The sequence below is a fragment of the Limosilactobacillus reuteri subsp. reuteri genome (genome assembly GCF_000016825.1).
GTDB lineage: Bacteria > Bacillota > Bacilli > Lactobacillales > Lactobacillaceae > Limosilactobacillus > Limosilactobacillus reuteri.
This window is the reverse complement of sequence record NC_009513.1, coordinates 957037-975183: the sequence shown is the minus strand read 5'-3', so window position 1 is coordinate 975183 and position 18147 is coordinate 957037. Positions and strand designations below refer to the sequence as shown.

Annotated in this window: 14 protein-coding genes and 1 pseudogene; 7 read left to right on the top strand and 8 right to left on the bottom strand. The window is 39.3% G+C overall.

Annotated elements, in window-relative coordinates:
- Positions 1–46 precede the first annotated feature (46 nt).
- A complete protein-coding gene (locus LREU_RS04820; RefSeq protein ID WP_003667884.1) occupies positions 47–2911 on the bottom strand; it encodes a helicase C-terminal domain-containing protein in 2865 nt (954 codons plus the stop codon).
- 215 nt (positions 2912–3126) lie between these two features.
- Here LREU_RS04820 and mvk point away from each other — a divergent pair, with 215 nt between their 5' ends.
- The 5 genes from mvk to LREU_RS04795 are packed head-to-tail and all read left to right on the top strand — an operon-like array spanning position 3127 to position 7826.
- Complete coding sequence (gene mvk, locus LREU_RS04815) at positions 3127–4077, top strand: mevalonate kinase (RefSeq protein WP_003667886.1); 951 nt, start codon at positions 3127–3129, stop codon at positions 4075–4077.
- On the top strand, positions 4077–5048 hold the full coding sequence (gene mvaD / locus LREU_RS04810; protein WP_003667888.1) for a diphosphomevalonate decarboxylase: 972 nt from the start codon (positions 4077–4079) through the stop codon (positions 5046–5048). Before mvk ends, mvaD begins: the two co-directional genes overlap by 1 nt.
- 27 nt (positions 5049–5075) lie before the next feature.
- Positions 5076–6203 (top strand): phosphomevalonate kinase, encoded by a 1128-nt coding sequence (locus tag LREU_RS04805; protein ID WP_003666183.1) that lies wholly within the window; start codon positions 5076–5078, stop codon positions 6201–6203.
- Positions 6204–6218: 15 nt separating this feature from the next.
- The gene (gene fni, locus LREU_RS04800) at positions 6219–7265 is read left to right on the top strand and encodes a type 2 isopentenyl-diphosphate Delta-isomerase (protein WP_011953464.1); all 1047 of its coding nucleotides are present in this window, start codon (positions 6219–6221) and stop codon (positions 7263–7265) included.
- A gap of 60 nt (positions 7266–7325) precedes the next feature.
- The gene (locus LREU_RS04795) at positions 7326–7826 is read left to right on the top strand and encodes a DUF1440 domain-containing protein (RefSeq protein ID WP_003667894.1); all 501 of its coding nucleotides are present in this window, start codon (positions 7326–7328) and stop codon (positions 7824–7826) included.
- A 175-nt stretch (positions 7827–8001) separates the two neighbouring features.
- Here the strand turns inward: LREU_RS04795 and LREU_RS04790 are convergent, their stop codons facing one another.
- Positions 8002–10191 (bottom strand): alpha-galactosidase, encoded by a 2190-nt coding sequence (locus LREU_RS04790; protein ID WP_003667896.1) that lies wholly within the window; start codon positions 10189–10191, stop codon positions 8002–8004.
- A gap of 163 nt (positions 10192–10354) precedes the next feature.
- On the opposite strand from LREU_RS04790, the gene LREU_RS04785 reads away from it, so the two are divergent.
- Together LREU_RS04785 and scrK are read left to right on the top strand one after the other, a co-directional pair.
- Positions 10355–11374, top strand: coding sequence for a LacI family DNA-binding transcriptional regulator (locus LREU_RS04785; protein WP_003667898.1), 1020 nt, complete (start codon positions 10355–10357; stop codon positions 11372–11374).
- Positions 11375–11495: 121 nt separating this feature from the next.
- Positions 11496–12375 (top strand): annotated as a pseudogene (gene scrK, locus LREU_RS04780) (fructokinase ScrK).
- A 55-nt stretch (positions 12376–12430) separates the two neighbouring features.
- On the opposite strand, the gene LREU_RS04775 reads toward scrK, so the two are convergent.
- The 6 genes from LREU_RS04775 to LREU_RS04750 form a co-directional block, all read right to left on the bottom strand.
- Positions 12431–13405, bottom strand: a complete 975-nt coding sequence (locus tag LREU_RS04775; protein ID WP_003667903.1) for an L-lactate dehydrogenase — start codon at positions 13403–13405, stop codon at positions 12431–12433.
- 27 nt (positions 13406–13432) lie between these two features.
- Positions 13433–14173 (bottom strand): LrgB family protein, encoded by a 741-nt coding sequence (locus tag LREU_RS04770; protein ID WP_003666171.1) that lies wholly within the window; start codon positions 14171–14173, stop codon positions 13433–13435.
- Positions 14166–14585, bottom strand: coding sequence for a CidA/LrgA family protein (locus LREU_RS04765; protein ID WP_003666169.1), 420 nt, complete (start codon positions 14583–14585; stop codon positions 14166–14168). The genes LREU_RS04770 and LREU_RS04765 overlap by 8 nt, the downstream gene beginning before the upstream one ends.
- Before the next feature lie 204 nt (positions 14586–14789).
- Positions 14790–15521, bottom strand: a complete 732-nt coding sequence (locus LREU_RS04760; RefSeq protein ID WP_003666167.1) for a LytR/AlgR family response regulator transcription factor — start codon at positions 15519–15521, stop codon at positions 14790–14792.
- Positions 15502–17265 (bottom strand): sensor histidine kinase, encoded by a 1764-nt coding sequence (locus tag LREU_RS04755; RefSeq protein WP_011953463.1) that lies wholly within the window; start codon positions 17263–17265, stop codon positions 15502–15504. Before LREU_RS04755 ends, LREU_RS04760 begins: the two co-directional genes overlap by 20 nt.
- A complete protein-coding gene (locus LREU_RS04750; RefSeq protein ID WP_003667909.1) occupies positions 17266–18132 on the bottom strand; it encodes an SPFH domain-containing protein in 867 nt (288 codons plus the stop codon).
- Positions 18133–18147: the final 15 nt, after the last annotated feature.

Genomic DNA, 18147 nt, shown 5'->3' with positions numbered 1-18147 from the left:
TCGTTTTTGATTATACCAGAAATCGGTAATTAAAAGTTGATAAAGTTTAATTAACTTTGTCCTCTTTACCATTTCGTAAAAACTTCTGAGTAATTGAAATCAAGTCAGCAGTTTTTTTGCTATTAACCGGTAAATCAGTGGGCAGACTACTCAAAATCGTCTTCCCATACCGTCTTGTCTGTAGTCGTGGATCAAGAACTACTGCCACCCCATGATCATCTTCTGTCCGTAATAATCGTCCAATCCCCTGACGTAACCGCATCGTTGCTTTTGGCAATTCTGAATGATAGAACGGATTTTTCCCCTGCTGCTGAAGTAACTTATTATGAGCACGATTCATTATTTCATCAGGCGAATCGAACGGTAAGCGCGTAATAATTAAGAGTTCAAGAGCGGACTCTGGTAAATCTATCCCTTCCCAAAAACTAGAAGCACCAAGAAGGATCGAATTTTTTCCACCACTAAACTGTTTTAAGATTTTATCACGATTACCCGTAATTCCTTGGGCTAAAATATCTCGCTGATCAAATAGATCCGTTTCACGAAGTTGGCTATATATCTGCTCAATCATCACCAATGAGTTGAATAAAATCATTGTCTGATAATCAGCATTCTTCGTTAATTGGTAAATCGTGTCACTGAGGTATTTAATGTAATCACTGTTATTTTGCGCGCTCGGTACTGGGGCATCTTCTGCAATCAATAATTTAGCATTCTGTTTGTAATTGTATGGAGATGCGAATCGACGCGTTAAAGTATTATTGCGCTCTAAATCTAATTGGTGGTAAAGATACGGCGATCGTGGCGATGTAAACAATGTCGCTCCCACAAATAATGGTTGAGCAAAATATGGATAAACATTCTTTGTGAGGTAATGGGTTGCTTCCAATAGCCCCCCACTAAGCTGTAAGGCACTTTGTTCACTTGATTGGCGAATAGTAATCCAAAAAGCAGCAGCCTCTCCTTGTTGTTGAAGCGTTTCGTTAAATTCATTTAATGTCTGATCGGCCTCAATTAATTTTGCAAGCTGACTCTGAAATTGGCTCATAAGGTAACGATCACTTAACAACCACCGGTCTGGCTGACTGCTAAACAGATGACTGAGGGCAGAAAAATGAAGCTGCACACTGCTTAATGCTTGCTCTAGCTTCATCATCACGGGTCCACTAATATCTAAGAGAGACATCACCTGATCATTTCGCAATGGTTGTTCAATTAATTCATTGTCGGGATTACTAGTGGCACTTGCCATGTATTGACGGTAAAGGGCTTGTTGGAAAAGGTCAACTGCTTCTTCTACTGCATTGAGATCGCCACGAAGCAATTCAACATTATAACTGCCTAGTGCCTGTTCAGCGAAAATATCGGTTAAATTTCGGTCATTACCATTATTAACTAACCCAGACATTACATGAACGGCCGTACGTAATTTTTGAAAATTAAATGTTCGCCGGGACCGTTTTAAGATACTTTCGCTTAAGTGCTGAGCTTCATCGATTACTAAGTATGGGCGACGAGTTCCATCCCCTAATTCCTGGGCATGAGCAACCAAATACGCATGATTCGTAATAATAATATCAGCTTGATGAAGCCGTTTTTCCCGCCGAACGAGAAAATCATCATGGTAAAAGGCATTTACTGGATTCAAGCTCCGAATACCCTGATGACGAATTTCAGTAAAGTATGGCGACTGCTGAGAATTTAAATTAAGTTCATCAAGGTCCCCACTTTGCGTCGAAAGCAGCCATACTAAAATTTTAGCTTTTAATAACTGAACGAGCTTCGAATCTTCAATTACGCTTAAGGAATGAACAAAACGTGCAATATCAATATAATGAGCGTTTCCCTTGATAATCACACTATTCATTTTAAAAGGCAACACCTTGTTTAGTTGCGCGATTGATGTATCAATAATTTGTTGCTGGAGGATATTGGTTGCTGTGCTGACGACAATCTTCTTATCGGGATATGCAACATAACTTAGCGGAAAAAGGTAGCCCAATGTCTTCCCTACTCCAGTTCCAGCCTCAACAATCATATTTTTGGGTTCATCATGAGTATAATTATTGTAAATGCTGTTCATCATTTTTGCTTGAACAGGCCGCAGTCTCAACGTATCTCCGTATAGCTTTTCCTTTGCCTTTTTAGTTGAAGGATATTTATGCTTTTCCCGCTGACTATTAGCAGTGATTGGCCGCGATTTATGAAGAACAATTCCGTGCGAGACATACAGCTCTTCACTTAATGGCTGGGGCGATTTACGTCGACGCTGTAACTCAGCATCAAAAACCCCAGCTGTTTGTTGAGGTAAGTTGAGCTTCAACTGAGTAATCTTTTCAAGCGTAAGCGTTGGTAATTCTTGAACTCGTTTTAGCAAGTCATTAAGTAAGTCTGCTGTTGCCTCAGCGTCTGATACTGCACTATGAGGGTGATCATGCTCAATGTGCAACGAACTAGTTAAGTCTCGTAAACGGAAACTCTTTGCAGTAGGAAGAAGAATCTGACTAAGGGTCACAGTATCGATTGCTGGAATTGACAATGAAGGATATCCAGCTCGCTCTAATTCTGCATTTAGAAAAGGAAAGTCAAAATTAACATTGTGAGCCACAAAGGTCGTTTCCGCCAGCAAGCTATAAATAGTTCCAGCAATATCCTCAAATAAAGGTGCTTTTCGTACGTCTTTATCTTCAATTCCTGTTAATTGAACAATTGAACGAGGAATTTTCTCTCGTGGATTTATTTTTGTTTCAAAGTGATTTATGATTTCGCCATCTTGAACGAGAACACAACCGATTTGAATGATTCGATCACCATGATTAACATTCGTTCCGGTCGTTTCTAAATCAACAACTGAGTAGATTGGCGCTTTCTTGTCACGCTTTTTTGTGCGCTGACTACTACGCTGTGTCACACTATCACCATATTTCTCCGAAGTTATTATATAAGTTACTAATTATTCTAAACTAAATGATACACCATTCTACTATAAATTTCTCATTTTTACACGAATCGGCCTTTCTTTGTGCTAAAATGTTTAGATTTGGTAACATCCACAATCGTTTTTAGCTAGAATCACTGTTTTATGCTATGATTAAGTTTGAATTTTTATGTAGAAAGTAGGTTACGATGGTGAAACAACAAGGGATTGGTACTAGCCATGCGAAAATCATTTTAATGGGAGAACATAGCGTAGTATACGGTCAACCGGCAATAGCCTTACCATTGCCAAGCGTTCAATTATCAGTTACGCTCAGCAGTCGCCAAGATAACCAGCGAATTATTAAAAGCCGTTATTATCATGGTAGTTTAGAAAATTTACCTTCTTCCATGATTGGAATTAAAAAATTAATTGACACTTTATCTGCAAGGTTTAATGACCAAGAAACTGGTTGGGACTTAAAAATTGAAAGTCAATTACCTGCAGAACGAGGAATGGGGTCGTCTGCTGCCAGCGCGATTGCAATTATTCGGGCATTCTTTGACTATTATGATGAACCGCTTGATCGAACATTATTGCTTCAGCTTGCAGATGTTGAGGAACAAATTACACATCGTAGTCCATCCGGTTTAGACGCTGCTACTGTCAGTTCAGATAAACCGCTTTTTTATGTTAAGGGGCGGATTGGGGTACCAATTGAAATGAACCTTGATGCCTCTTTAGTAATTGCTGATACCGGAAAAAAGGGTGCTACTAAGGAAGCTATTTTAGCAGTTAAAGATGAATTAAAAAACAACAACGAAAAAGCTGAGGAACATATTAAGCACCTCGGTGAATTAGTAAACCAAACAAAAGGCTATCTTGCGCAAAATGACATTGTAAAATTAGGCGACGCGCTTAACTTTGCGCAAACTGATTTAGCTGCTCTTAACGTGTCAGACCCGGCATTAGATCACCTTATTCATGTTGCACGTGACAATGGTGCTCTCGGTGCTAAATTAACTGGCGGTGGTCGTGGCGGTTGCATGATCGCTTTAATGCAAACAGCTATGGGGGCTCGCCGCCTTGCAAGCATTCTAAAAGAGAACGGTGCGCATGATATTTGGCTCCAACCACTTGATAAGCGAGGTAATAACTAATGGCAACTGCAAAAGCACATACTAACATTGCGCTTGTTAAATATTGGGGAAAGAAGGATCAAGATTTAATCATTCCACAAACTGACAGTCTCTCCCTTACACTTAATGAATTTTACACCACAACTACCGTAAATTTTGATAACCATCTTACTTCAGACTTAGTTGCCATCGATCAACATATCCTTAGTAAGAAAGAGGCCCAAAAAGTAGCTCATGTTTTAGATATTGTTCGTCAACTAAGTGGGATAAAATCTTTCGCACGGGTAGACTCAATTAATCATGTTCCAACTGCTGCTGGCCTTGCTTCTTCAGCTTCCGCCTTTGCTGCCTTAGCAGGAGCAGCCAGTGTAGCGGCCGGATTAAACCTCTCAAGCCGTGACCTATCAAGACTTGCCCGTCGTGGATCCGGTTCGGCAACTAGGTCTATTTATGGTGGACTGGTTGAATGGCAAAAAGGAACTGACGATGACTCGTCCTTTGCACAACCAGTTTTAGAAAATGTTGATTTTCCAATCGAGATGTTAGCAGTCTTAGTTGATACAAAAAAGAAAAAAGTTTCGAGTCGATCTGGAATGCAGTCCAGTGTTGAAACTTCACCCTACTATGATGCTTGGCGCCAAGTGGTAGCGAATGATATGGTTGCTATAAAGAAAGCTATCAAAGCAAAAGATATTGACCAAATCGGCCATATTGCTGAAGAAAATGCCCTTCGGATGCACGCACTTACCTTTTCAGCTGACCCCGGTTTTACCTACTTTAATGGTGAAACGCTAACCATCATTAAAGCAGTGGAAGACTTGCGCAACCAGGGAGTAAACTGCTATTATACGATGGATGCTGGTCCGAACGTTAAAGTGATTTACGACCGAGGGAACCGGAATAAAATTGTTGAAGAATTAAGCAATATCGTTGGCCCAGAACGGTTGGTGGTTTCACAACCGGGACCTGGAATAAAGATTTGGAATGAATAAAATTTAATGATAAGGGGACTTTAAATTTTGATTACTGAAAAAGCTCCCGGTAAATTATATATTGCCGGTGAATATGCTGTTGTTGAAAATGGTTATCCTGCAATTTTAGTTGCATTGGATCAGTTTGTTACCTGTACGATTGAGGAAAGCGTGCAAGAAGTTGGCCAAATTATTAGTCGCCAGTATAATAACGATCAACTATCTTGGCGACGTTTAGGAGACCAAATGGTAGTTGATAAGCGTGACAATCCTTTTTCTTACATTCTTTCTGCTATTAGGGTTACAGAAGAATATGCTCGTACTTTTAGTCGCGACTTACGAATATTTAATATCCATATTGACAGTCAATTAGACAGTGCTAATGGTCGAAAATATGGCCTTGGTTCCTCTGCGGCTGTTACTGTAGCAACTGTTAAGGCCCTTTGTCGGTTCTATAATTTGCCCGTTAACAAAGATCAAATCTTTAAATTAGCTGCAATTGCCCATTTTGAAGTTCAAGGAAATGGTTCGTTGGGGGATGTTGCCGCTTCTGTATACGGTGGTTGGATTTCCTACCATTCATTTGATCGGCAGTGGCTTGCCCAACAACGTAAGTACCTTGACCTAAAGACAATCATTGACTTACCTTGGCCTGATCTTAATATTGAGTCTCTAACCGCTCCTAAAAACTTAGAGCTTTTAATTGGCTGGACTGGTAAACCAGCATCAACTTCCCAACTTGTTGATAAAATTTCTCTTTTTAAAGCCCGTCGCCAAACCGAATATCATCATTTTCTTGAAAAAAGTAAATCGTGTATCCAACGAATGGTTGATGGTTTTCATCGTCAAGATCTTGAAGCAATTAAAAATGAAATCCGTTATAACCGTGACCTCTTAAAACAACTGGGCACTAATTCAGGGGTAAACATCGAAACCGAATCATTATCTAAGCTTTGCCAAATCGCTGAATCTTTTGGTGGCGCCGCTAAGACATCTGGTGCCGGTGGCGGTGATTGTGGGATCGTCGCTATTGATAGCAACTCTAACTTTGGGAATGTCTTAAAGAGTTGGGCCAAAAATCATATCGAACAACTTCCTTTATCCGTACACTTTATCGATAACGCAAAAAGTTTCAAGAAATCTGTTAAGCACCATCTTTCTTACATTCACAAGTAGATCAAAGGAGGCTCCATGATGGAATCACGTCATGCCCAACGAAAAAACGAACACCTTTCATTAGCTGCCAAATATTATGACCAGGTTCATCAACACCATTATTTTGATCAAGTGCGTCTAATTCATGATAGCTTACCTGAAATGACGACGGATGATGTTGATTTGCATGTCCAATTAGCTGATAATTTAGAAATTGAATGTCCTTTTTATATTGAAGCAATGACTGGCGGAAGTGATCAAGCCCTTAAAATCAACCGGCAACTTGCTCAATTAGCCCATAAACACCATTTGGCAATGGCAACGGGATCTCTCAGTATTATTTCAAAAGACCCTCAATCCTTTTCGTCTTTTGAGATAATCCGCGAAGAAAATCCAGATGGCATTATTTTTGCAAATTTAAGTGCAAATGCCAGTCTTGACCAAGCGATAAATGCTATTTCCCTTCTGAAAGCAAATGCCCTTGAACTGCATATCAATGCGGCCCAAGAATTAATTATGCCTGAGGGTGATCGTGATTTTAACTGGTTAGATAATATCCAGTATCTTGTCAGTGAGCTCGAAGTCCCGGTTATTGTAAAAGAGGTTGGCTTTGGAATGAGCAAAACGACGATCGCCAAACTGCAAACCCATGATGTTCACCTCATCAATGTTAGTGGACGTGGCGGGACAAACTTTGCGGCGATTGAGAATCGGCGTAACCATGATATTAATTTTGAGAGTTTATTGGACTGGGGACAAACAACTCCCGAGTCACTACTGGAAGCTCATTCAATTCGGCGTGGTAAAACTGAAATTATTGCCTCTGGCGGAATTACTTCTCCCCTCGATGTTATCAAGGCTGGTGTATTAGGCGCTCGGGCAGTTGGTGTTGCTGGTTACTTCCTCAATATTCTTCAAAATGAAGGCTATGAAGCATTAGACCAAACGCTCGGTGAATGGCAAGTGATTGTCAAACGCTTGCTCGCGCTCCTTGGTTGCTCATCATTTACCGTGCTTTCACGTGTTGAATATGTTTTAGGAACAGACTTACTATCATATGCTCGTCAGCGACACTTACGCTAACCTAAATAATTGAAATTCCTATTAAGATTGATACAATTGATTTAATAACTAAAGGTTTGGATGGTGATTGAAGTGAATAAAATTAATTGGGGCAAATCAATTACAGTGGGTATAACTGCTGGTCTGGTTGCTGGTCTTGTTAAACTTGGTTGGGAAAATATTCTCCCACCACGGACACCAGAGCGAGATCAAACAAATCCACCACAAAAAATGCTTGAACAATTTGGCGTTCCGGCACAGATCACACACGCTACTTATACTTATTCCGGCCAACAGTTGCCATGGGTAAGCTATGTTGTTCACTTTAGTTTCTCAGCTGGTTTTGGAGTTCTCTATAGTATTGGCGGACAGTTGGCACCGTGGATCAAAAAAGGTGATGGAGTACCATTCGGGATTGCTGTTTGGGATTTCTTCCACCTCAAGTTAATGCCATTAATGGGAACAGTGCCTGCTGCAAAAGATCAACCACTTGAAGAACATGTTTCTGAATTTTTAGGACATGCAATTTGGATGTGGACGATTGATGCATTGATAAAGAGTAAAGAAGAGAGTGGGAAATAACCTCCTCGACAAGGCGGTTGGCTAAGCTAGGACGATGATTAGCACGGCACGGGCTGATTATCGTTCGTACTTAGACTCGAGCCTTGTGGTTATTTTCCACGTTATCTTGCTTATTGTTCATAAAAGTAGTTGAGGCTGAGAGAAAACAAAAGTTTTCTCTCAGCCTCATTTTAAACTATTCACCTTTAAAGTAATGCACTTCGGAAATGAAGTCCCCCGTATGAGTCGGGTCACGGAACAAACCGACATTCATCAATTCATCCCCACCATAAGTCTTATCGGTCATCTCATCATGATAATCAATTGTTGGATCAAGTCCCGCCATCTTGGTATTATTAATTTCAAAACGGTTAGTATGCAACTGCTTAAACATAAATAGCAGCGCTTCTGACTTATCAGGACTGACAAATTCCCAAGCGACTGTATTGCTATCAAAAGGACTTTCTAAGCGAATAAAGGCACCATATTGAATTAAGTGGCGGTGAGCCTTGTAGAACTTGATCTGTTCCTTTACCATTTGCCGATCCTCTTCAGTCAAATCTGCTAAGTCAAGTTCATAGCCAAAGACCCCGCTCATGGCAACATCGCCCCGCATCTTAAAACTAGTAGAACGACCAGTTTGCTGGTTAGGTGAAACTGATACATGCGCCGTCATAGATGAGATTGGATAAGTTAAAGATGTTCCGTATTGGATCTTTAACCGTTCGACCGCGTCTGTATCATCTGATGGCCAACTTTGCGGCATGTAGTAAAGAATACCAGCATCAAAGCGGCCACCACCGCCAGAGCAGCCTTCAAACAAAATATTAGGATAACGGGTAACTAACCGCTCCATTAAGTCATATAAACCTAAAACATAACGGTGGCTAATTTCTCCTTGATGGTCTGCATCCGCTGCGCTAGAGAAGACTTCAGTAAGATTACGGTTGAAGTCCCATTTAATATAGTCAAGCAGCACCTTATCTAAAATTAAGCACATTTGATTGTAAATATTATCAACGACTTCTTTACGGCTAAAGTCTAGTACTAATTGATTACGAGAAAGTGTCATGCCACGGTTCGGTTCATGTAAGGCATAGTCTGGATGTTCCTTATATAACTTAGAATCGACTGAAATCATTTCTGGCTCAAACCAGAGGCCGAATTTCATGCCATGCTCGTGGGTCCGGTCTGCTACCCGCTTTAATCCACCAGTAAGCTTATCCTGGTTAACAAACCAATCACCAAGCGATGAATTATCATCATTCCGGTGGCCAAACCAGCCGTCATCAAGAACAAACATTTCAATTCCCAATGGCTTTGCTTCATCAATAATTTGGTCTAACTTCTTATCATCAAAGTCAAAGAAGGTCGCTTCCCAATTATTAATAACAATTGGGCGGTCTGCATATTGATACTTACCGCGAGCAACCCGGTCCCGTAATAACTTGTGGAATACTTGTGACATCCCATTTAGGCCCTGCTGACTAAAGCCCATGATTGCTTCCGGTGTCTGAAAATCTTTTCCCGGTTCAAGAACCCATTCAAAGTCATAATCATTAATTCCGGTTATTAAGCGAATCTGGTCAATCTGATCTTTTTCCAAGGTAAACTGGTGATTACCAGAGTAAACAAGGAGCACTCCCAAAGCGTTTCCTTGAAATTCATCGGTATTCTTATCAACCAAGGCCACAAACGGGTTCATATGATGAGAACTAGAATTTCGACGGCTAGAAAATTCTGTTATTCCCCGACGTAATTCTTGCCGTTCAGGTTGTCGTTCAAGGGCATACTGGCCTGGAACGGAGATAACGTCATAATCATGTTTAGTTAAATCTAGTTGCATTGAGGCAATCTTTTCAATTCGTAATTCTTGATTGCTTGTGTTTACTAACCGCGCATTCCTTGTAATAACCGGCCGTTCGTTATAGATAGTGTACGAAAGAATAAGTTGCGCACCAATTGTTTCATCAACCAAAATAACTTCCAACGTTTCTGCTTCTTTATCACTTTTAACATAAGATGCAGGTAACCCAGCTAGTTTGGGCTTCCCCGGTAAAATCTTATAAGACTTGTAACGGAAATCAGTCAGTCGTGAACCATTTTCTGTTTTGATAATAATCGCAGGCACGCGATAGTCTCCGGTATTGTTTCCTGAATACTCCTGCAACAAATCATCTTTAGAGTAAGTTCGGTCCATCGACCCAGGAAGGTTCCCTGAAAATCCACGATCAACTCGTGGATATCGACGTTCACCATGGTAGTTGCGAATTGCCGGTCCAAAATAAAGGTGACTGAGGATATTTCCCTCTTCTACTGAAAATAAATAGGAAATTTCTTTATTTTTTAAGTGAAAAACACGTTGCTGTTCATCAAATGTAATCATTCGTTGTGGCCCCTTTCTTGAAATCGATTCTATAATAAACGTTTAGTTATTTTTCGTCAAGCGCTTTCATTATTGGTATAACAGTAATTTACCATCACCATTGACTACTAAACGTTTACTAAAAATATGTTATGCTAGAAATTGATTAAAAGGAGGTTTCCCTATGACTGGTATCAGAAAAATAGCACGTGAGGCTGGTGTATCTCCTGCCAGCGTTTCACGTGTCTTAAGCAATGATTCATCTTTTTCAGTAAGTAAACAAACAAGAGCACGAATTAAAGAAGTAGCAGCAAAGTATAATTACCATCCCCATCTAAATAGGGCCGTTACTCCGCCGATAACTCCTCGTTCAATTCTAGTACTTACAACTCATTCGCTCGAGACAGAAGCTCATGACCCTTATTTCATTCAAGTCCATGATGGAATTATTCAAGAAGCTTCCAAGCAAAATATTCAAATCAAAGCTTTTGTTCGTTTTCCCAATAAAGCCTTTCAATTTACTGACGCGCAAAAATATGATGGCGTAATTGTTGCCGGAGTTTTTACGCAAGAATTCTACGCTAATTTAGCTAAAAACAATCCCCATATCGTTTTAATTGACGATTATCGCTATCTCCCCGCTTACGATATTATCCGTAATTCGTATTTTGAAGCTACTCAGATCGTTCTTGATCAATTACTAGAAAATGGACTTAATAAAATCGCCTTTATCGGTGGAAATATTCATCCCATGAATAATAATGGCGAAACGACAGACTCATATCAAGATATTCGAGCTAGGGCCTATTTGATGTGGACAAAACTTCATAATATTTCTCCATTGATTACCCTTAATGGGTGGACTCCTAAAGATGGCTTTGATAGCATGAATACTCTTTTGAAAGATAATTTTCAGGCCGCCTTAATAGCTAGTGACCAACTAACTATCGGCGCATATCGAGCCCTTAAGCAACATCAGCTTAAAGTTCCCCAAGACCTTCAAATTATTAGCTATAATGATTCGGATATTGCTGAATATTTAGTTCCGTCCCTTTCATCGATCAATCCAGCAAGTCTTTCAATGGGTAAAATAGCAGTTCAAAGACTAGTTCACTGTCTGAATAATCCAAATGAAATCCCTATTCATATTAATTTGCCCGCCAAAGCCACTTGGCGCGAAAGTTCAGAAATTAATTTGAATTAGTGAAACGTTTTATAAGTAAAAAGTGAGTAATTGTGCTTGTGATACCGTTTTCTAAGGTTTATACTCAAACATGGTTATCAGATTGATAAACGTTCACTTTAATTAAATGAGGTTTTTGATTATGTTATTAGGAAGTATTGAAGCTGGCGGTACTAAGTTTGTCTGTGCTGTCGGTGACGAAAATTTTAATGAAATTGATAAAAAAATCATCCCTACAACTACCCCCGAAGAAACTTTAGGGGCTTCAATTGAATTTTTTAAGCAGTACCCTGAACTGACTGCACTGTCAATTGCCAGTTTTGGACCAATTGATACTAATCCGGCTAGTGCAAAGTACGGTTACATTACTGATACTCCTAAAGTTAAGTGGCAAAATTGCAATTTTGTTGGCACAATGACTGACGCCCTCAATATTCCAGTCTACTGGACAACAGACGTCAATGGTTCGGTTTACGGTGAATATGTCAATTTAAAAGATAAGTATGATAATCCGGCCTTGGTTTACTATACCCTTGGAACTGGCGTGGGTGCTGGGGCAATTCAAGATGGTCGCTTTATTGGGGGGAATTAGTACCCCTGAAATGGGCCACGTTCGCTTACAACGCCACCCAGCTGATCTAAGTTTTACTGGTATCTGCCCTTACCACCATGATTGTTTGGAAGGATTGGTAGCTGGACCAACTTTCAAGGCGCGGCTCGGTATTAGTGGCGAAGATGTTCCTGATAATCACCCTGTTTGGGACATCATGGCATATTATGTTGCACAAGCGGCGGTTCAGGTAACTGCCATTTTGCGGCCACAAAAAATTATCTTTGGTGGAAGTGTTTCGCGCCCAGCCTTTCTTGAACGGGTTCGGAAGCAATTTGCAATGTTATGGAACGATTATCTTCCAGTTGGATCGCTCGATGAATATATTGTCAACCCTTCTGTTCCAGGAAATGGCTCAGCTACTCTTGGTAATTTTGCATTGGCTAAACACTTAATTGAAAAAGATAAATAACACAAAAATGACTAAGACTGAGGAAAACATCACTCCTCAATCTTAGTCATTTTATTTATTTCCAAAGATAGTTCAACAGCCCCGCTTTAGTCATCCCATTTGCTGTCGTTTCACGCAAAACTGATGCTGAATTAATTAAAGCCTCTTGTTCACGTGAATCTAATGGTAATTCTACTACTTTTTGAATACCGTCTTTATCAATTACAGCCGGTGTCCCGAGGTAAATATCCTTTTCTCCATATTCACCATCTAAATATGCACTCACGGGTAATACTGTATTTTGGTCATATAAAATTGCTTTCGTTATTCTTGCCAAAGCAGTCGCTACTCCATAATATGTTGCGCCTTTTCGATTAATAATCTCATACGCCTTATTACGTACTTCTTCTTCTAGTTTTAACAGTTCTTGCTTTGTTAGTCCATTAGCTAAAACATAATCCATTAAAGGCGTTCCACCGATTGTCCCACAAGAATAAGCAGCAAATTCTGAATCTCCATGCTCCGCTAACATATCAACATGAACATCGCGGGGATCAATAGCCAGCTTTTTACCAATCGCTACTCTTAAGCGCGCTGAATCAAGAGAAGTTCCCGATCCGATAACTTTATGTGCTGGAAAGCCAGAAATTTTTTGAACAGCATATGTCAAGATATCGACTGGGTTGGCAGCAATTAAGAAGATCCCATTAAATCCGGTATTAACTACTTCTTGAACGATTTCCTTCATAATCTTTAAGTTGCGTTCAACTAATTTAAGCCGTGTTTCACCTGGCTTTTGCGCAGCGCCTGCACAAATAGTAATAATATCAGCATCTTTACAATCTTGATAGCTACCAGCCTTGACCTTTACTGGGGCAGTAAATGGCGTTGCGTCTTCCAAATCTAGTGCATCCCCAACGCTTCGCTCATTACTCTTATTTATAATAACTAATTCCTCAGCTAAACCTTGCTGGATCACGCTAAAAGCATAAGCGGACCCCACAACTCCATCACCAATTAAAACAACCTTTTGATGTTCTTCTGTCGCCATACTTCTTTTTCTCTCCCTAATTAAAATTTACATAAAAAGATGAGCATAAATAGGAACCAAAATGTCCATTGCTAATGAAACGATAACAACTGCCACTGCGGCCATTGCTCCCTGAATTGACCCTAGTTGAACCGCCTTAGCAGATCCAACAGTGTGACCAGCGGATCCAAGACCAAGACCAGTTCCGACCTTAGAAATTTTCTTTAGTCTAAAGACCTTAATCAGGAATTCGGCAAGGGCATAAATAATAACTGCATTTAAGATACATGCCATCGCTGTTACCGCAGGATCACCACCGATTCCCTTTGCAATTGGCATCGCAACAGCGGTAGTAGCTGCTTGAGGAAGCATAGCGGCGGTTGAAACACGGGAAAGAGCAAATAATTTAGCTGTTCCTTGAATCAAAAATAATGAAATGAATCCACCCACAAATAATGTGAGAATTACATCGACCCAATATTTCTTAAAAACATCATTCCGGCGATAGAGCGGAATCGCAAATGCCATTGTTGCTGGATTCAAAAACCAAAAAATTAAGTTTCCACCCGGTTGGTAAAATTTCTTGTAAACCGCAGCAGTAGTTGAATTGGCGACTTTGGCCCAGATTGCCAAAATTACAATCCCTAATACCATCCCTACTAACAATGGGGTGAAAAGGAAGAAGCCATTACTAATTTTGAAAAGCCACATCCCAATTAAGTAAACCAGCAATGAAATGAATACCCCGGTAAAAGGTAACGCTAGATTGGTAATAAATACATTAGTCATTATCAGTTTCCCCCTTGTTAGTCTTGAATAATTTATGATGTACCCCAATAAAGAATGCTCCAACATAAGCAATTACTGCTAATAAAATAATTGTCGAAATAATAATAACAATTACATCTTGTAGCCCTTCTTTTTTCATTAAACCAAGGCTCCCAGCAAGTTGAATTCCTGATGGGACAAACAGAAAGGCAATTAAACTAATCATGAAATCTCCGAACTTTTCAACTTGTTCCAACTTAACAATATGGCAAGCTAATAAAATATATAATAAAATCATTCCAATTAATGGTGTAGGAACAACGAAACTCTTAGGAAAAAGATTAGAGATTAATTGTGATACGAATAAAATTGCAGCAAAGATTCCCATTTGAACTAAAATGGGCGCTTCCTTTTTCTTTTCTTCTTTCTTCATAATAATCCTCCTAAACATGATAAATATGTTTAGGCATTAACGTTAATACCATTTATCACAATCTATTTTACTAATTTTTATCAATTTGTATTCGTTTTCACTATTAAATAACCTAAATTTGCGTTAAAATGCCCTCCAGTTAACTTAAAATGCCTTACTCTAAAAAAAGATTGGTGAAAAGATAAACAATTCACCAATCCTTTTTTATAAACCTAATGCTTTTTTGGTTGTATTAACATATGAACGACTTACCGGTAATTTACTGCCATCAATTAATGTCAGCTCATAAGTATGATTGAAACTAGGCTGAAGCTCTGTTACGCCATTCAAATTGACAATAAAACTACGATGGATCTGTAAAAATTCTGGAGATTTTAATTGGTCATAAATATTAGTGAGCGTCTGTCGACTAATGATTTTATGCTTATTAAGAGTCCAGATATAAACAAAGCCTTGCTGTGCCTGTACGTAAAGTATTTGTTTTTTCTGTAAAATGATCGTTCGCTCGTCGTTTTGAATTGAAATTCGGGGATTCTGCCTTAATTCCCTCTTAGCTTTGGTAGCATCATCCTCTGGCGAAATTAATTTGGCGACACGCATAATTGCTTCGTTGACCCTTTTAGCAGAAAATGGCTTCAAAATATAGTCAACTGCATCTGCTTCAAAGGCATCTAACGCATAGGAATCATAAGCAGTGGCAAAGACAATATGAGGACTATTATCAAATGATTTTATTTTTTCAGCTAATGCCATCCCATTTCCATCAGATAACTTTATATCTAGGAAAACCATATCTGGGTGTTCACTTTTTACTTGTTCCTCTGCCATAAAAATCCCATCTGCTTCAAGTATTTCTGTAACTTCACTATTTCCCTGAATTAGATAATGAAGTTCTTCACGAGCAAGCGGTTCATCATCAACGATTAAGACTTTCATTGTCTGCACCTTCCTTAGTGTGATATGGTAAAGAAATTTTAATTTTTGTTCCCTTATTACTGCTTGTAATTTGAAGGGCACTACGCTCATCATATAGACCAATTAAGCGCTGATTCAAATTATATAGCGCATTTCCACTTCCCTTTGAAGATGTCAATGGTTCTTTCCCAAGTTTAGGAAGAAGTTCCGGTGCAATCCCTTCTCCATTATCAGCTACTTGAATTGCCAACCGCGCTCCCAGCTGCTTTATTGTTATTTGAACATTATTATGGTCTTTACGTGCTCCGAAAGCATGTTTAAGCGCATTTTCAACTAATACTTGAATTGTAAATGGCGGCAGGTAAACATCATTTTCGACTTGTTGATCAAAGGTAATGTTATATTTCTGTGGAAACCTAGTTTGTTCCAGTTCAAGGTATGCATCGACTTGCGATCGCTCTTGTCCCAAAGTAATTTCGGTCTCCCGGGCCCCAATTAAGTTAGCCCGGAAATAATTACTAAGTTGAAGGAGAAGTTCTCGCGCTTTCTCTTGATCCCGGCGTAAAATTGCACTAATCGTATTAATAGCATTAAAAAAGAAATGCGGATTTATTTGGGCTTGTAAGGCTTTTATCTTAGCATCTCGAACTAATTGCGCCTGTACTTCTGCTTCACCCAATGCAATTTGGTTAGCAAAAATCTCACATAGACCGATTGCTAGCTGAATTTCAACCGGTGTTAAATGCCATTGATCAGTATAATACATTTTTAACGTGCCGATAACTTCATTCCCAATTCGCAGAGGAGCAACAATCGCTGCTTCTAAAGGACAATTGGGATCGATACAACCAATCATTTTACTGTTATTTGCGATCTTTATTTGGCCCGTTTTGATCACATTACTGGATAAAGAAGTTTCTAGTCTATTCCCTGGGATATGGTGATCGTCACCAGCTCCAATATGTGCCAGTATTCGTTGCCTATCGGTGATACTCACTGCATCAAAATTAGTATATTTTTTAATAATTTTGACTACTTGTTGCGCTGAGCTTTTATTTAATCCTTGACGAAAATAAGGCAAGGTTTCATTTGTTAATTGCAAGACAGAATGAGTTTGCATAGCGCGCAGTTCTTCCTCTTGGTGAAGGTACATTGAAATGATTGATAAGAAAATCGATGTCCCTAGCGAATTAACCAAGATCATTGGCAAGGCAATATATTTAACTAAAGCCCATCCCGTTGGACTGAATAGCAAGATAAAAAGCATTTGAATACTTTCCATCAAAATTCCAACAATAAAGCCATGCCACGGCGTCATTACCTTAAAATAACTTTTTCGATCATGATACAAAAAACCAGAAAGCGCACCAATCAAAACTGAACTAGGCACATAAAACCAACCTTGCAGGGGCGCACCTTGAATAATCCGATGGACTCCTGCTACCAATCCTACTAAACTACCAACCCATGGCCCACCAATAATCCCAGCAACTGAAACACCTAAAATTCGGGCATTAACAATCGAGTCATTTGTTGAAATGGCCGTAAGAATGATTTTGTTATGCAACTGGTTATTTGCGTCAATCTCTATTCCGGTCATATTAGCCATAATAGCAAAAATAGAAAAAAGAATCGTTAGTTGAATTTTGGCACTAATGGTTTGATTAAATAACAGGCGGCGGAATAAGGGCACACTAACTAGCAAAAATGCTAGAATAATAATTAAACCAACCCGCTCTGCCATCAAAATTGTTAAATATATCATTTATCCTTGTGTCCCTGTATTTATTACTGGTTGTGTTCCCCGCTCACTAATAATTGCTACCATAATGTTATTGATGATTTGCAAACGTTGCTCATCTGTTAAATCAAGGTTGGCTTCCTTGCTTAGTCGTTCAATCGCTTCTTCAGTAATTGAAACAGCACCCTCAACGATTATCTTGCGCGCTGATAGGATTGCCGATGACTGTTGTTTTTGCAGCATGGCACTCGCTATTTCAGTTGCGTAGGCTAAGTGCGTTAACCGTGTTTCGATAATTTTGACCCCCGCGACATTTAACCGTTCTTGCAGTTCAGCAGTTAAACGTTCTGATACTTCGGTTGGATTCCCGCGAAGGGTAATTGCATCTTGATCTTCAAAACTATCATATGGATATTCACTAGCAACATGACGAACCGCAGACTCACTTTGAATTTGAACAAATTGCTCATAATCATCAACCGAAAAGAGTGCTTTTGCGGTATCGACAACTTTGTAAACAATAACGGCCGCAATTTCGACTGGATTACCCTTTGAATCATTGACCTTTAAAATCTGACTATTAAAATTGCAAACACGCAGAGAAACAGTCTCCTTGTTTGTAAATGGTACCGTCATAAATAAGCCTGCATCACGAATGGTTCCAATATAATTACCAAAAAAAGTTAAAACTTTGGCTTCATTTGGCTGAATAATTGTCAATGATGTACTAAAAAGAATCACAATCAAGAATAAAATAATTCCAATTGTCAGAATCACCAGAAAATTACGCGTAAAACCAACAAACATCAGCCACAAACTAATTAAACCGATAATAATCGCCCCGAGTAACCCGAGATAGCCGTTAACGTAAAAGGCTGCTTTTTCCTTCATCTCGATAATCCTCCT

Coding starts and splice junctions, on each gene's coding strand:
- mvk (WP_003667886.1), top strand. CDS start 3,127: ATGGTGAAACAACAAGGGATTGGTACTAGCCATGCGAAAATCATTTTA.
- mvaD (WP_003667888.1), top strand. CDS start 4,077: ATGGCAACTGCAAAAGCACATACTAACATTGCGCTTGTTAAATATTGG.
- fni (WP_011953464.1), top strand. CDS start 6,219: ATGATGGAATCACGTCATGCCCAACGAAAAAACGAACACCTTTCATTA.
- LREU_RS04795 (WP_003667894.1), top strand. CDS start 7,326: ATGGTGATTGAAGTGAATAAAATTAATTGGGGCAAATCAATTACAGTG.
- LREU_RS04790 (WP_003667896.1), bottom strand. CDS start 10,191: ATGATTACATTTGATGAACAGCAACGTGTTTTTCACTTAAAAAATAAA.
- LREU_RS04785 (WP_003667898.1), top strand. CDS start 10,355: ATGACTGGTATCAGAAAAATAGCACGTGAGGCTGGTGTATCTCCTGCC.
- LREU_RS04775 (WP_003667903.1), bottom strand. CDS start 13,405: ATGGCGACAGAAGAACATCAAAAGGTTGTTTTAATTGGTGATGGAGTT.
- LREU_RS04770 (WP_003666171.1), bottom strand. CDS start 14,173: ATGACTAATGTATTTATTACCAATCTAGCGTTACCTTTTACCGGGGTA.
- LREU_RS04765 (WP_003666169.1), bottom strand. CDS start 14,585: ATGAAGAAAGAAGAAAAGAAAAAGGAAGCGCCCATTTTAGTTCAAATG.
- LREU_RS04760 (WP_003666167.1), bottom strand. CDS start 15,521: ATGAAAGTCTTAATCGTTGATGATGAACCGCTTGCTCGTGAAGAACTT.
- LREU_RS04755 (WP_011953463.1), bottom strand. CDS start 17,265: ATGATATATTTAACAATTTTGATGGCAGAGCGGGTTGGTTTAATTATT.
- LREU_RS04750 (WP_003667909.1), bottom strand. CDS start 18,132: ATGAAGGAAAAAGCAGCCTTTTACGTTAACGGCTATCTCGGGTTACTC.